This is a genomic window from candidate division WOR-3 bacterium (assembly GCA_029858255.1).
In the GTDB taxonomy this organism is placed as follows: Bacteria; Hydrothermota; Tepidihabitantia; order SM23-42; family SM23-42; genus SM23-42.
In genome coordinates this window covers 66,004-80,562 of sequence record JAOUFJ010000009.1, presented here as the reverse complement: position 1 = coordinate 80,562, position 14,559 = coordinate 66,004, and the positions used below count along the sequence as shown (strand labels likewise).

The following is a 14,559-nucleotide window of genomic DNA, read 5'->3' as shown; positions in this document are numbered from 1 at the left end:
TAGATGTGACGGCAACTACAACAGCAAGCGCCGGAGATGTTCAGATAATGATCGTAACTACCGACACTATCCCTGCCGGACAGATACTTGCATTCCTTGCCATTTGCCAGGACAGTGTGCGTGGTTTCTTAAAAGACTTTAACTATGTGTGCGAAGAATTTTACAGCTTTCCTATTGTACTGTCCTATCCGGACACGCTCGACACGGCGATCACGTTCAGCCACGCTATGCCCATTGATAAAATGCGGGCAGTTGTTTTTGTCCAGAATATGGGCACAAAAGAAATACTGCATTCTGCAACAAAACAATTTGAGGAGGTACAATGAAGAAGCTGGCACTGCTATTAATATTGCCGTTAGTTTTTGCTTTTGCTGACGAAAGCGCTGCGGCTGACGCGCCCAGTTTCACGCTCGAAGACGTCGACGGTAATGGCGTCAATCTTGACTCATTACTCACCAAGGGACCGGTCATGATGAGCTTCTGGGCATTGTGGTGCAAAATGTGCATCAAAGAGCTGGATGCACTAAAACCGTACGCTGAAGAATTCGATTCATTGAATATCACGCTTCTCGCGCTCAGCCAGGATAAGACTCGTTCTGTTCCCAAAGTAAAACCCTTTGCCACAAGCCACAAGTGGACCTATCGGGTCGTCCTTGACCCTGAGAACATGATGCGGGATTTGTACAACGTACAGGCAATGCCAACGTTCTTCATCATTGACCAGAACAAGAAGATAGTCTTCACGCATCAAGGCTACAAGCCTGGTGATGAAGAGATCATCATCGCAAAAGTCAGAGAACTATTCGAACAAGGCGGCGAGTGTGAGCAGTGAAAAGGGGCTTAACCTACTGCTGACCGCTGCGCTGTTCTGCCTTTCGTTCTCAATTCTGAGCGCACAGGACCTGCGCTTGGGCGGTGCAAACTACGGTGAATACTGGGTCTTTTTCGAGGACGACGACGCGGATACGAACTACAGAGAACATCTCGAGGATAGATTCAAACTCTCACTATCCTACGGCGATATTGCCCTACGCGGGACATTTTTCTTTTCCGACCCTTCCCTGCCTGAGACCGAGAAACTGTCTTATCTCGACTACAGCGCCCAGTACAGCAAAGAGCCGGTCAGCATCCTGTACGGCCGTTTCAACAAAACATTCGGCCGTGGGCTTGTTCTGAACCAGTTCGTGGACGAGGATTTCAAGATCGATAAATCGATCTACGGCATCCAAGCAGGACTCAAATACTTCAACACCGAGCTAACCGTCCTCTCAGGCAAACCACGTAATGTCTTTTTCGAAGAAAATGTTTACTCGATAAAGAACGACAATGACACAACGGCACAGATACGTGGCGTCGATATCGAAACAAAACTCATTCCTAAAGTCGCGCTGGGCGGGCGTTACGTCAGGGTCAATCAGGAAACAAACATGACGCCTGAGGCTTTCACCGAACTTTACGGCGGTAACATTGGGTACAAGACCGGCCCTTTCGACGTCTATCTTGAGTACGCTCAGCAGTTGGGGACGAGACCCGGCCTCGGCGGCCGGCTAAAAGGCAACGGCCTTCTCTTCAGCACGAGTTTTGCCATACCAGGACTCGGCATCTCCTTCCAGATGATGGATTATGACACTATCGGATTCCCGTACAATAGAAACTACCGGTATAACGAACCGGTAACACCCATCGAATCAGGCATATCTGTTAACCGTGGCGTTGACGAAATCGGTTTTGGCGGATCGGTACTGTACTCACCGTTTGATTTCATGACCATTGAACTCGACAACAACAAAATCAGCGTGCACGACACGACCGCGAGCATGTTCGAACAGATATTTACTACAAACGGCACGATGCCTGCGGTCATCGAACAAGGCGTGAAGGTACAAACGTACCCGACCTATGATATGGAATTGACCGCCGGAGTAGACAGGCTTGTTAAGGATAGTATCGAGTTGCCACTAATTGAGAAGAGCGAAACAAAACCGTATGTCGAGTTCACATACAATTTCGGCTCGTTCTTTATCGAAACCTTGTACGAACATGATTTTGTGACTGCCACTGATACGGTCGGCACGTTCGACTACTATGACCACTCCCTTGCGGTATCAATAGGCAAACCGGAGTTATTCGTTCTCACCTTAAGGTACGAACGGCGCAGTGAAGAAGCACCTGAACGTATGGTCGATAAACTCGGTGCGGAAACGAGCTGGCCGCTTGCCGAGCTGAGTCTTGACCTCACCACGAAACACAATCTCCGCATCCGCGTGGGTGCGGAAAAAGGTGGTCTCATTTGTTCAGGTGGCGTTTGCAGATTCGAAGAACCATTCAAGGGTGTAAAAATGGTTCTCACGAGCATCTTCTGACGCTACATGCTTCGATTACGGTGATAACAAATATGATTATCCCGATTTCTCGTTATGAATCAGGCCAAGGAAAATCGAGTTCCGCTGATTATGGCGAGAATTCTCGCTTCGCGGAAGATCCCGCAAAACGGGACAGCGATGAAAAAATATTACGGCGATACAATTCTCGGGCTGCGTGTCAAAGGAGAGAACTGTGAGGAAGTTGATACTTATCATTATCCTGGTGGTAACGCTTGCTTTTATCGGTAATATTTGGTACGGTGGTAAACTTGGCGATTTCATAGAGACCGAAACAGTGGGTTCGGTAATGTGCCTTTCCTGTATGGGCATCGAGTGAAACTAAAACGCATAGTCCAGATCGTTGCATCCATTATTCAGAACGCATACATACCAGCGATCTTTGTCGGCGGAATCTACCAGGGATTTCTGAAGAGAGGCTGCACCCCCATCCTCAACTGTTGGGGATGCCCGCTCGCACTTTTTTCATGCCCAATGGGCGCTCTCCAGCATTTCATTGGACTTGGACTCATTCCTTTCTACATCGTGGGCCTCTTTGGTACGGTCGGCATGCTCGTGGGAAGGATGACCTGCGGATGGATCTGCCCGTTCGGATTCTTCCAGGATCTGCTCTATAAGATCAAATCATACAAAATGCGCTTGCCCGGGTTCTTCAGGTTCTTTAAGTACGCAGTCCTGATCGGAGTCGCCGGCATCGTGGCATACCTTACGGCCGAGCCATGGTTCTGCAAACTCTGCCCTGACGGTTCACTGATTGCCGGCATACCACTGGTGCTTTTTGACAGGACCGGCGACCTGCGCGCGCTCGTCGGCTGGCACTATTACATGAAAGTATCGATAGTGATCGCAATAATCGTCTTTTCTATATCGATCAAACGATTCTTCTGCCGAACTTTTTGTCCGGTCGGTGCCATATACTCTATATTCAACCGGTTCAGTCTGCTCAAACTGCACGTCGACGATGACAGGTGTATCAAGTGCGAATCATGCCAGACCAAGTGTCCAATGCACGTTCCAGTATACCGTTCGCCGGGCAATATTGACTGCATACGATGCCTGGATTGCGTAAAGGTATGTCCGACAAATGCCATCAGACATCAAATACGGTAAAGCCGCATTAATTTCGACTTTCGTTGTCGGCGGAGGGCAAGCATACTCGCGCCGGTATTGGAGCGGAATAGTATTTGCCGCCCTATTCTATGGTTCGATCGCTCTGATGATCAATATCTGGACCGGAGTCAACGAAGCATTCTGGGGGTTGATAGCAGCCTGGGCGTTATTCTGGCTCTACAACATCTACGATGCTTACAAAGGTGTCAACTATCACAAACCACCTTGCGAGAAGACCTGCCCGGCGGGCATATCACCGTGGACCTACATAAACCTCATAGCCTATGAGAGCAATGAAAAATATCCCTATATACCATTTTTCAGCACGCTCGAACACATCTGCCCTGCACCATGTGAAGACGCGTGCACGAGAAGAGGAATAGACGAAGCGGTTGCGATCAAGTATCTAAAACGCTGCGTCCCGATGGAGGAACCCAAAGGGACGACAGAAACACGGACCGAAAAGATCGCGATCATCGGTGCTGGACCATGCGGGCTCTCAGCGGCTTACTATCTCGCTAACAGAGGATATCATATAACCGTTTATGAACGAGAAAAGAAACCAGGTGGCGTACTCACCACCCTCATTCCAAAATTCCGCCTACCCGATGCAATGCTTGAAAAAGAAATCAACGCTGTGCTCGACCCGCATGTCGAACTCAAGTGTGGTATTGAGATTGGTAAGGACGTAAAATTCCAGGAAATCCTTGATGAGTATGATGCGATTTTCGTTGCGATCGGTGCGTGGAAAGCAACAGATCTCCGTATTCCAGGCGAGGAGAACGCGCTATCGGGATTCGATGTCCTGAGAAAGATCAAGAACGGTGAGAAATTTCAACTTGGAAAAGTTGGCGTAATTGGTGGCGGTAATACGGCGATCGATGTCGCCCGCAGCCTGCTCAGGCAAGGTAATGAAGTGAAGATCTTCTACCGTAGACGGGTCATGGATATGCCGGCCGAACACGATGACCGCATCGAAGCTCAAGAGGAAGGAATCGAGATCGTACCCCTCACGACACCTGTTGAGATTGGGAAAGACCACGTGGTAATGACTAAAACCGAGTGTGAGGAAGGCAGAAAGGGCAGCGTCGAGATAGTCAAGGACAGTGAGTTCAAAACCGACCTTGATGCCCTAGTCATTACTGCCGGGCAGTGGCCGGAGACAACTTTCATAAAGGAATATGCCAAAACGGACAGTCGTGGGAGAATCGTGGTGAAAAACGGCAGGACCTCGCATCCCAGGATTTTCGCCGGCGGCGATGCAGTACTCGGCAGTTCGACCGTTGCACATGCCGTGGGGCAAGGACTCAGTGTTGCCGAAGAGATCGACCGACGACTGAGAAAAGTACCGCGTTTCTTCCATAAAATATTCAAGAAAGAATTCTCGCCAGATGTTCGATTGATACCCATGCATGTAACAAAAAAGATCGAAGTGCCGCACCGGGAAGTAAAAGAACGTGTGAAAGATTTCGAAGAAGTTGAGTTGAAGGCACCAAACGAGGAACTCAAGAAGGAAGCCTGCCGCTGTCTGACTTGTCCGTTGAAATACAAGCCGTAACAAAAAACCGTTGATTTCGTTATTCCCGTTATGATCGTTATTTTCGTTAATTTCGTTGATCTCACTGATTCTGCTCATTCCGCTGCGTTTCTCAACCTCTTGTCGTCCTACCCTATCAAATTCTTATCTTCTGTCGTTCCAAGCCTCCTATCTTCTCGAGTTCTTATGTTACAACCCTCTGATTTTATGAATCTCTAAGGTCCTATCTTCCGTTCAATTGACACTCGCAATATTTTCTGTATAATTGAACGTCATTTGGTATCACACAAAGGAGGAATTGAGTAATGAAAAACAATATTAAAAGAATTTTAGCACGCGAAATACTTGATTCACGAGGTAACCCAACAGTTGAGGTTGATGTCGAGTTGAACAGCGGAATCATATCAGGAGCCGCTGCACCCTCTGGTGCCTCAACCGGCATCCACGAGGCGGTCGAAATACGGGACGGCGACAAAAGCAGGTACGGTGGCAAGGGCGTCTTAATTGCGGTCAGCAATGTGAACGAGAAGATCGCCGGAGTGCTCATCGGTAAGGATGTAACGGAACAGGCTCAGATTGATAAATCAATGCTCGAACTGGACCGAACCCCTAATAAAGAAAAACTCGGTGCAAATGCGATATGTGCTGTGTCGCTCGCAATTGCCCGTACAGCTGCGAAGGCAATCAACGTACCTCTGTACAAGTACTTGAGCAAAAATGAAGCAACCCTGTTGCCAGTGCCACTGATGAATGTGCTTAATGGCGGTGTCCACGCGAACTGGCAAGGACCAGACTTCCAAGAGTACATGATTGTACCTCACGGTGCAGGGAATTTCAAGGAAGCATTGAGATGGAGCAGCGAAGTTTACCAAACGCTGAAGAAAATACTCAAGGAAAAGGGATTGAGCACCAACGTCGGCGATGAAGGCGGGTTCGTTCCAAAAGTCTCCTCGAACGAAGAACCACTCAAACTTATCACTGAAGCCATTGAGAAAGCAGGGTATAAACCAGGCGTTCAAATCAGCATTTCACTTGACACCGCCTCCAGTAGTTTCTACGAAGAAGGCGTGTACAATCTCAGAACGGAAAGTAAAAAACTGAGTGCGCAGGAAATGGTCGAAAGATTCGCCGACCTGTCTGAACATTATCCGATAATCTCAATAGAGGATGGTCTTGCAGAAGACGACTGGAGCGGCTGGAAAATACTGAACCAGAAGATAGGCGGCAGGATCGAGCTAGTCGGTGATGATCTGCTCGTCACCAATGTCCAGCGAATCGAGCGAGGCATCGAGGAAAATGTCGCCAATGCGGTGCTGATAAAAGTCAATCAAATCGGAACCATCACGGAAACAATCAGTGCTATTGAAAGAGCAAAGAAGGCCGGCTGGGGTGTTATCGTGTCCCACCGCAGCGGTGAAACCGTCGATACTTTCATTTCAGATTTTACAGTTGCCATGAGTACCGGCGCAATAAAGACCGGGGCTCCCTGCCGGGGAGAACGGATCGAGAAATACAACCGGCTGCTCAGAATCGAAGAAGAGCTCACAAATGCCGCCCGATACGCTGGCCGTAAAGCATTCGTGAGGTAAAAGGAGGCCAAGAATGGTACTGGATGATTTAGAAGATCCACAGAAAGGACCTTTCTGCAAACCCTATGGACAACTTTTTTATGAAAACCTCGAGAAAATACCTTCGTTCCAGGTAATCCAAAAATATCTGACATGCTTGTCCGAAGCAAAACAGAAGATACAGCAGGCTGTTACGATACTTGAAGGAATACTGCAAAAAGGTTCTGAGAAACTAAAAGAGATCAACGAACCGGAAAAAATGCAGTTCATGTTCGGCAAGATAACGAGCTCGCGCGTTGAGATAGAGAAAGAGATCGAGCATCTCAGTCAGGACAGGAGAGAAATCGACAAGCTAATATCACTCTATTCAGAGAAGGGAATTTTCTCCATGCCGGTACGGGAATTCATGACGATCTTCGATTCTGATTACGCGATAAAAGTCGAGAAGAAAAAAAGTGAAACGGACGAGCTGTATTATACTGATATAAAAGGGCAGGACCTCGAGGGATGTGCAGGCTATGACCACTTGAACAAGGTCATGACCGGCCACCTAATAAAGAAAATACTCACGCCTACCGAAGAACACAAGGAGTAGCATCTCCTGCCGCACTATTTCTGCGGCATTATTATCACCTTGATCGATTTATCCGCCTGGGCGACGAGATCAAAACCCTTCCGGGTATCTTCGAGCCCGAAGCAATGAGTGACCATACCGAGCGCATCGAATCTCTTGTTTTTTAATACCTCAATGGCTTCCAGAATGTCTTCGTTTACTGCAGCATATGAGAAGACTATCTTTACACTCTTAAAATACACGTCATAGAGGGGCAGCGGCACTCGAACATCGGGCGCGGTCGGTGCAAAAAGCAGCAATGTTCCGCCGCAATCGACTAATTCAAAGGCTTGTTCAAAAGCTGGTAGTGCTGCAGTACACACAATAACCGTATCGGCGAGTCTCCCATTGTTCGCCTTTTTAACAGCTTCTGCAACGTCTTCTTTCGCATTGACCACGATATTTGCTCCAAAACGCAAAGCCGATTCCAAGCGATAATCATTGATATCGGTTGCAATCAAATTGGACACGCCCTTCATGCGTGCCAACTGTACGTGCATCAACCCTGAAATACCAGAGCCGATGATAAGGACGGTCTGACCTGATATGATATTCGCGACCCTCTGTCCGCGGATAACACAACCAAGCGGTTCGACAAAAGTCCCCTCCTCGTAGCTAACTTCATCAGGTAGCACGAATGTCCCTTTTTGCACATTTATGTCCGGGACACGTAAATACTCTGCAAAACCACCCGGGTCGAAATTAGTTGAACGCAGGGTAGAACACGCTGTGTGATGGCCTGCTTGACAGTAGCGACATTCATTACACGGCACGTGGTGAGAGACAAAAACCCTCTGACCCACGGTGAATCGATCGATATCTGCTCCGACTTCGGCGATCTCGCCGGCAATCTCATGACCCAGAACTCTGGGAGCTTTTTTTATCCTGTACCATTCCATCACATCACTGCCGCAAACGCCACTGGCAATGACCTTAACGAGCAATTCCTTGTGTCCTATTTTGGGTTTCGGCATCTCTTCGATGCGTATATCTTTGTTGTTGTAGTATACGGCGGCGCGCATATTTAGCAAAAACCCGTAAAAACGTTAAGTTCGTTAATCTCGTTGAGATCGTTATTATCGTTCATTTCTCGTCCGTTGTTTCGGTCACCTGTGCTTAGAATCCAAAGGTTGTATAAAATCTCGAAACTCGCATTTCGACCTCCCGCATCCGTCTGTCATTGCGAGGAGTCCGAGCATCGTGAGGAGGACGAAGCAATCTCAATCCAGCACTCCTGCAGCGACAGGCAGATCCAACCTGAGATTGCCACGCCCCGCTGGCGCGGGACTCGCAATGACAATAATTCAACAATACTCCATTACTTTGATTTCGTATACAGTTTATATGCTTCGTCGACAGTGGCATTCTTATGTACGATCGCCCTCACTGCCTGTATCATACCCACGGGATCATCAGATTGAAATATATTCCTGCCCATATCGACACCTGCAGCACCGTGACCTATGGCATTGTGAGCCAACTTCAGCGCATCCTTCTCCGAGATCTTCTTACCACCGGCGATCACTACCGGCACCGGGCAAGTACCGGCAACCTCCTCAAAATCATCACAATAGTATGTCTTGACGAAATGTGCTCCAATCTCGGCTGCTATTCGACAACACAAAGAGAGATACTTCTTGTCCCTGGTCATTTCCCTTCCGACGGCAGTAACCGCAAGCACTGGTATGCCATACGCCTCGCCCTGTGTAACTAGTTTCCCCAGATTGGTGAGTGTTTCTTTTTCGTGGTCAGAACCAACAAATATCGAGATAGCAACTGCACTCGCATTGAGCTTAATCGCTTCATCCATAGATGTTGTAATATCCTCATTGGAAAGATCATCATGCAGAATACTGGTGCCGCCCGACACCCTCAGAACGATCGGTATGTCAGATCCCGGGGGCACGGACGTACGCAGGGCACCGCGCGTAAGCATAAGCGAATCCGCATAAGACAGCAGCGGACCTACTGTATTCGCGATAACTTCAAGACCACTGGTTGGACCAAGAAAATAGCCATGGTCGACTGCAAGCATCACAGTCCTACCAGTTTTGGGTTTGATGATCCTCGACAACCTATTCTTTAGTCCCCAATCCATAATTTCTCCTTTGCTTGAGAAATTTGATTCAAACAGATATTAGCTGATGCAAACGGATAAAAAACGACAGACGCAAAATCAAAATTCGATTCGGGTTCAGTAATTGACACCTTGGATAATAACCCAAAAATCAAGCATTGTCAATGTCTGACGAATACACAAAAAACACACTAACTTGACTATGTAGTGAAATATGCTATACTAACTGTAAACATGATATTAATTATGTTCGTTCTCACCGGATTAAATGCAAACGGGTATGTGGAAACACGTCCATATCTGACATGGGACGACTCTACAAATCTCCTTGGCTACAATCGCGGATGGCTGGAATTCAAGACCGAAAGTACTAACTATGGCGCGCAAGTAGCACTCGACTTGATCGTACCGTACGATACTACCTCCCTGTCATATGCGGTGGACAATACGAACATCTCACGGCTTGCGTTATGGCTGGGAAATGAACAGGCACGGATCACCGTCGGCAAACAGAGCCTTTACTGGGGCGTTGCACGTATTTTCAGACCACTGGATATCTTTAATCGCGTCAACTATCTTGAACCAGGATACGAACGCGCGGGCTCTAACGCTGTACTTGGCTATTATTCATTCGGTAGGTTGAGCAGCGTAAGGGGGATAGTAATACCGCGTGGCGATATTGAAAATACCCTAACCGGAGCACGCGTCGGAACGAACCTTTTTGCCAATGACCTTGGCTTCACGATCATGCACGAACCCCATGAAAGTCGAACGATTGTCGGTGGAGAAATAACCGGAGAAATGCTCTTAGGATACTGGGGTGAAGCAAGTTTTACGTGGGATGATACAGTTGATTACAGCAAAATATCTGCCGGCGTCGACTATACATTTCCTCTGGCGATATACGCAATGATGGAATATTTTTTCGACGGAAGTGGTGAAGACGATCCAGAATTATATGATTATAGTAGTATTGTCACAGGAGAGAGGCAGACCCTCGCCCAGCATTATCTGTACTTGAGCGTCGGTCTTATGAGAAACCCTTTTCTGCGCCCCTCGATAAGTTCAATAATAAATATTATCGACGGTGGGACGACCATTATCCCACACGTCGACTACGCGATATTTGATAATGTCGAAATCGCTCTGGGATTGAACTATACGATTGGAACGAAAGAAAGCGAATTCAGAAACATCACGCCTTATCACGGCGCGGTTTATATGTGGGCAAAGGTCTACTTTTAATGTGCCCGCGGCACGTTTTGATGGAAACGGGTTGAAACTGATTCAAACAGATACACACGTCGGCTGCATCTGTCGCATTCCGTGTGAATCTATTTATCTATTGAGAAAGGGGGTAATTTGGTTGAAGCAATTGGTTTATATAAGGACTACAAAATAGGTAAGGTCCTCTTCCCTGCGCTGCGGGGTATCGATATGAAGATCGCGAACGGAGAATTCACGGCCATCGCCGGCCCGTCAGGTTCGGGGAAGACAACACTACTTAACATCATCGGCTGCCTCGACGTACCGACAAAAGGCAAAATTCTTATAGACGGCACTGACATCAATGAACTTGGCTCAAAAGAGAAGGCAAACTTACGAAAAAACAATATCGGCTTTGTATTTCAGACCTTCAATCTTATCCCCGTTCTCACCGCATACGAGAATGTGGAAATACCTCTGATCCTCCTTGATGTCGAGCAGAACAAAAGAAAAGAAAAGATCATAGCTATGCTTGAAGAAGTGGGGCTTGGTGAATTCATCAACCGCCGCCCGAACGAAATGAGCGGTGGACAGCAACAACGTGTGGCCATTGCGCGCGCGCTTGTCAAAGAACCAAGCATGGTTCTCGCAGATGAACCGACCGCTAATCTCGACTCGACGACGGCCAAAGAAATACTCGCTCTGATGCAGGAGCTGAACGACACTCACAAGACGACCTTCATATTTTCCACACATGACCAGTTGGTTATGGATTTTTCCCAAAGGACCGTCAATCTACGGGACGGCAGGATAGTTGAAGATAAAACAAAAGGCTAATGATGAGACTGGTATATATTGCATGGCGTAATGTTTTCCGACATACGCGGAGGACAATAATAACTGCGGCGGCGATTTCGGTCGGACTCTCGTCGATGATCTTCATGAACACGATGATGAACGGCGCCGACAAAATGGCGTCGCGTAATATCATTGACTTTGAAACCAGCCATATGGAGATATTCGCGGAAGGTTATTACCGCGAGGAAGGCGTATTCCCCCTTGATACAATAATTGAAGACCAAAAACTTGTCACTGACAAGATCAAAGGTATGTCGGGCATCAGTGGCATGACACCGCGAGTCAAATTCCAGGCTAGTATCAGTAACGGCATCGACGAACTCCCTGTGCTGGGAATGGGCGTCGATATCGAAAACGACAACCGCATTTTCAAGATCGGCAACTCAATCGCTGCCGGCACATACCTGCAAAACGAAGGTGATGTTCTGATCGGCACCAACCTCGCTTCTGATATGGATCTGGATGTCGGGTCTTATCTTACAATCATCACCAAAGATCGGAACGGCACGTATAATGCCTATGACCTTACGGTCTCGGGCATAATCAACACCGGGCATCCGTTGTTCGACCGTAACATGGCCATTATCTCGATCGCACAAGCCCGGGACCTGCTGGCAATCGGACAGGGCATGACCGAACTATGCATACGGGCGAACGATGAAAATAAACTGGCGCCGCTCAAGGAAAAAATATCCCGAGTGATTGGTAAAGAGTATGAAGTACTGACCTGGAAAGAAATGAATGCGGCAATCTTCGAAATTTCTGGTTTCAAGCGAGCTGGACAATTCATGATCGCACTGGTCGTCGTAGTAATTGCCGCCGTGGGCATAGTGAATACCATGCTGATGGCGGTTATGGAGCGCGTCCCGGAAATAGGTACGCTGAAAGCAATGGGGTTCAGCAATACAGGTATTGTCAAGATGTTCCTCTACGAAGGAGGGATCATAGGCATCTTCGGAAGCCTACTCGGATGTCTGCTCGGTCTTCTCGTATCAATCTACCTTGTTCATGTAGGTCTTGACTTCTCAAGCGTCTTCGAGAACATGGACATCGTCTACCCTATGAAATTTATCATAAAGGGTGAAATCGATTACCTGAATCTGGTCTATGTGTTCCTGTTCGGAATTTTCGTTTCCATCGGCGTCACCTTGTGGCCGGTGCGGAGAGCAACAAAGCTCGAAGCCGTAGACGCTCTGAGGCATGTCTGATGAATCTGTTCCGACTCGCGTACCGTAATTTCTTCCGCAACACCAGGCGTAGCCTGATCTCCGGTATCAGTGTTGCACTAGCCATAACGGCAATAATCTTCGCCAGAAGCTATATCCGCGGTATATTCCAGAATATGAGCGGCAATGTCGTGAAATTGGTCTCCGGGCATATTACAATAACAACCAAGGAATACGAACGGCGTGAACGGTTGATCCCGATTGCTGAATCATTTGAACTTTCAGAGGAATTCTATGCGTCACTGCCAGAGAAGGATATCAAGATTGTATCCCCGAGGATAAAATTCGGCGTTCTGCTGGGGGAAGAAGAATTGAGCATCCCTGCACTGGGTTACGCAATCGATCCGGAAAAGGAACGCGACATAGCCGGCCTCCAGAAGAGGCTTGTTGCTGGCACATACCTGAGGACAGGCGAACGTGATGCTATTTTGGGTAAAGGATTGGCAGAAAGGCTCAATATGACGGTTGGTGATACCCTCACCGTTATAACCAGGACAGCGTATGACTCGCCGACCGGCTTGAATTTTGTCATAAAAGGCATATTCCAGATTGGTATCGGAGGTATGGACCGCAGTATCTTCTATATTCCTCTCGATGTGGGCCAAACTATGCTTGACCTCGAAGGCAGAACCACCGAAGTCGTCATCCTGTTGAATGATCCGAATAAAGCCGTAGAGGTCGCACGCTCGATAAGATTAGGCAATGATTATGCTGTCACTCCCTACCTGTACAATCCCGTGCTCCGCTGGGTGAACCTTGCAGAGGTGATATATGCTTTCTTCTATCTGATCATCCTGCTCGTTGCATGTTCAGCGATTGCGAATACGATGCTAATGATAGTATTCGAAAGAACAAAAGAAATAGGCATGATGAAAGCCCTGGGACTCAACAATCTATCGATCGTCGGTCTCCTTACCATCGAAGCATCCATAATCGGTGTCGTTGGAAGTTTTATCGGAACCATCGGGGGCACCATACTTAGTTACTGGCTGAAGTATAAAGGAATAGATATATCGATGGTCTCATCCACTGCATCAGCCGACATGCCTTTCGGGCCCATCATCTACGTCGCACCGACACCTTTTATCATTGCTACAGGATTCCTCGTGGGCTTACTAGTCACCGTTATTGTCGCCCTGTTGCCGATAAGCAGAGCGACAAGAATAAATCCGGCAAAAGCATTGAAAACAATATGAAGTCAATCAAAATAACTATCATTTGTATGTTGAGTGTGATTGTGTTACTTTTTGCACAGACTGGCACGGAAATACTCGAAAAGGTGGACGACAACACGGTCGTAACATCATGGAGTTACCGCGCCAAAATGACCATCAGCCTTGGCGGCACCATACGCGAAAAAGAATTCATCGGGTATGCTATTGGTAAGGAATCCGCATACATGGAATTCACTTACCCTGCCCGCGATAAAGGAACGCGATTTCTCAAGATCGGCGACGAAATGTGGATGTACATCCCAACTGTCGAACGAGCGACAAAAATCGCCGGTCACATGCTGCGCCAGAGTATGATGGGCAGTGATTTTTCTTATGATGACATTGTTGAGAATCGAAGGCTGATCGAATTGTACGACGTTGAATTGACCGGGACCGAAGATATTGAAGGAAAAGAATGCTATGTCCTTCAGCTGACAGCCAAGGTTCCTGAAACGAGCTATTACTCCCGAAGGATGTGGGTAGATAAGGATATTCATGCGGCCGTGAAAGTCGAGTTATACGCGAAAAGCGGCAAACTCCTTAAAGAAGTAACAACAAGTGAATTCATAAGCGTAAGTAACTACACATTTCCAACCCAGATCAAAATGGTAAACAAACTGCGCCGTGATACATATACCGAGTTGAAACTGGAAGATGTCAAGCTCGACATCAACATCCCGGACAGGATATTTACCAAGGCGTATTTGGAGAGAAAGTAACACATAGTCATATATTCTCGGTTGTGGCGGCCTGTATGGTCGTGGGTTGT

General features: G+C 47.6%; 15 protein-coding genes. 13 read left to right on the top strand and 2 right to left on the bottom strand.

Translation table 11 applies throughout. The features are described 5' to 3' along the window. From OEV79_06010 to OEV79_05975, 8 genes are all read left to right on the top strand, one after another. Window positions 1-326: hypothetical protein (locus tag OEV79_06010; GenBank protein ID MDH4210984.1), on the top strand; the 326-nt coding region annotated here is incomplete at its 5' end. Further along, the gene (locus tag OEV79_06005) at window positions 323-832 is read left to right on the top strand and encodes a TlpA family protein disulfide reductase (protein MDH4210983.1); all 510 of its coding nucleotides are present in this window, start codon (window positions 323-325) and stop codon (window positions 830-832) included. The genes OEV79_06010 and OEV79_06005, both read left to right, overlap by 4 nt. Then, window positions 822-2,363: a DUF6029 family protein gene (locus OEV79_06000; protein ID MDH4210982.1), complete on the top strand. Its 1,542-nt coding sequence runs from the start codon at window positions 822-824 to the stop codon at window positions 2,361-2,363. The genes OEV79_06005 and OEV79_06000 overlap by 11 nt, the downstream gene beginning before the upstream one ends. Before the next feature lie 193 nt (window positions 2,364-2,556). Next, the gene (locus OEV79_05995) at window positions 2,557-2,700 is read left to right on the top strand and encodes a hypothetical protein (protein ID MDH4210981.1); all 144 of its coding nucleotides are present in this window, start codon (window positions 2,557-2,559) and stop codon (window positions 2,698-2,700) included. Next, the gene (locus OEV79_05990; GenBank protein ID MDH4210980.1) at window positions 2,697-3,491 is read left to right on the top strand and encodes a 4Fe-4S binding protein; all 795 of its coding nucleotides are present in this window, start codon (window positions 2,697-2,699) and stop codon (window positions 3,489-3,491) included. The genes OEV79_05995 and OEV79_05990 overlap by 4 nt, the downstream gene beginning before the upstream one ends. Next, the gene (locus OEV79_05985) at window positions 3,466-5,049 is read left to right on the top strand and encodes an FAD-dependent oxidoreductase (GenBank protein ID MDH4210979.1); all 1,584 of its coding nucleotides are present in this window, start codon (window positions 3,466-3,468) and stop codon (window positions 5,047-5,049) included. Before OEV79_05990 ends, OEV79_05985 begins: the two co-directional genes overlap by 26 nt. A 284-nt stretch (window positions 5,050-5,333) precedes the next feature. Continuing rightward, entirely contained in the window at window positions 5,334-6,617 is a 1,284-nt protein-coding gene (gene eno / locus OEV79_05980; GenBank protein MDH4210978.1) for a phosphopyruvate hydratase, read from the top strand. Between the two features lie 13 nt (window positions 6,618-6,630). Further along, a complete protein-coding gene (locus OEV79_05975) occupies window positions 6,631-7,191 on the top strand; it encodes a hypothetical protein (protein ID MDH4210977.1) in 561 nt (186 codons plus the stop codon). 14 nt (window positions 7,192-7,205) lie between these two features. Here the strand turns inward: OEV79_05975 and OEV79_05970 are convergent, their stop codons facing one another. After that, window positions 7,206-8,231 carry an alcohol dehydrogenase catalytic domain-containing protein gene (locus OEV79_05970; GenBank protein ID MDH4210976.1) on the bottom strand — a complete coding sequence of 342 codons (1,026 nt, stop codon included), beginning with the start codon at window positions 8,229-8,231 and terminating at the stop codon, window positions 7,206-7,208. A gap of 296 nt (window positions 8,232-8,527) precedes the next feature. Continuing rightward, complete coding sequence (lsrF, locus tag OEV79_05965; protein MDH4210975.1) at window positions 8,528-9,307, bottom strand: 3-hydroxy-5-phosphonooxypentane-2,4-dione thiolase; 780 nt, start codon at window positions 9,305-9,307, stop codon at window positions 8,528-8,530. Window positions 9,308-9,520: 213 nt separating this feature from the next. Between lsrF and OEV79_05960 the strand changes: the two genes are divergently transcribed. The 5 genes from OEV79_05960 to OEV79_05940 all read left to right on the top strand — a co-directional run bounded on the left by OEV79_05960 (window position 9,521) and on the right by OEV79_05940 (window position 14,509). Continuing rightward, window positions 9,521-10,531, top strand: a complete 1,011-nt coding sequence (locus tag OEV79_05960; GenBank protein MDH4210974.1) for a hypothetical protein — start codon at window positions 9,521-9,523, stop codon at window positions 10,529-10,531. A gap of 117 nt (window positions 10,532-10,648) precedes the next feature. After that, entirely contained in the window at window positions 10,649-11,329 is a 681-nt protein-coding gene (locus tag OEV79_05955) for an ABC transporter ATP-binding protein (GenBank protein ID MDH4210973.1), read from the top strand. Window positions 11,330-11,331: 2 nt separating this feature from the next. Beyond that, entirely contained in the window at window positions 11,332-12,558 is a 1,227-nt protein-coding gene (locus OEV79_05950) for an FtsX-like permease family protein (GenBank protein ID MDH4210972.1), read from the top strand. After that, window positions 12,558-13,772 carry an FtsX-like permease family protein gene (locus OEV79_05945; GenBank protein MDH4210971.1) on the top strand — a complete coding sequence of 405 codons (1,215 nt, stop codon included), beginning with the start codon at window positions 12,558-12,560 and terminating at the stop codon, window positions 13,770-13,772. Before OEV79_05950 ends, OEV79_05945 begins: the two co-directional genes overlap by 1 nt. Next, the gene (locus OEV79_05940) at window positions 13,769-14,509 is read left to right on the top strand and encodes an outer membrane lipoprotein-sorting protein (protein MDH4210970.1); all 741 of its coding nucleotides are present in this window, start codon (window positions 13,769-13,771) and stop codon (window positions 14,507-14,509) included. The genes OEV79_05945 and OEV79_05940 overlap by 4 nt, the downstream gene beginning before the upstream one ends. The last annotated feature ends 50 nt before the right edge of the window (window positions 14,510-14,559 follow it).

Excerpts from the sequence above, each read along its gene's own strand:
- OEV79_05975 (MDH4210977.1), top strand. The coding sequence starts at position 6,631 with ATGGTACTGGATGATTTAGAAGATCCACAGAAAGGACCTTTCTGCAAA.
- OEV79_05945 (MDH4210971.1), top strand. The coding sequence starts at position 12,558 with ATGAATCTGTTCCGACTCGCGTACCGTAATTTCTTCCGCAACACCAGG.
- eno (MDH4210978.1), top strand. The coding sequence starts at position 5,334 with ATGAAAAACAATATTAAAAGAATTTTAGCACGCGAAATACTTGATTCA.
- OEV79_05950 (MDH4210972.1), top strand. The coding sequence starts at position 11,332 with ATGAGACTGGTATATATTGCATGGCGTAATGTTTTCCGACATACGCGG.
- OEV79_05960 (MDH4210974.1), top strand. The coding sequence starts at position 9,521 with ATGATATTAATTATGTTCGTTCTCACCGGATTAAATGCAAACGGGTAT.
- lsrF (MDH4210975.1), bottom strand. The coding sequence starts at position 9,307 with ATGGATTGGGGACTAAAGAATAGGTTGTCGAGGATCATCAAACCCAAA.
- OEV79_05940 (MDH4210970.1), top strand. The coding sequence starts at position 13,769 with ATGAAGTCAATCAAAATAACTATCATTTGTATGTTGAGTGTGATTGTG.
- OEV79_05970 (MDH4210976.1), bottom strand. The coding sequence starts at position 8,231 with ATGCGCGCCGCCGTATACTACAACAACAAAGATATACGCATCGAAGAG.
- OEV79_06005 (MDH4210983.1), top strand. The coding sequence starts at position 323 with ATGAAGAAGCTGGCACTGCTATTAATATTGCCGTTAGTTTTTGCTTTT.
- OEV79_05985 (MDH4210979.1), top strand. The coding sequence starts at position 3,466 with ATGCCATCAGACATCAAATACGGTAAAGCCGCATTAATTTCGACTTTC.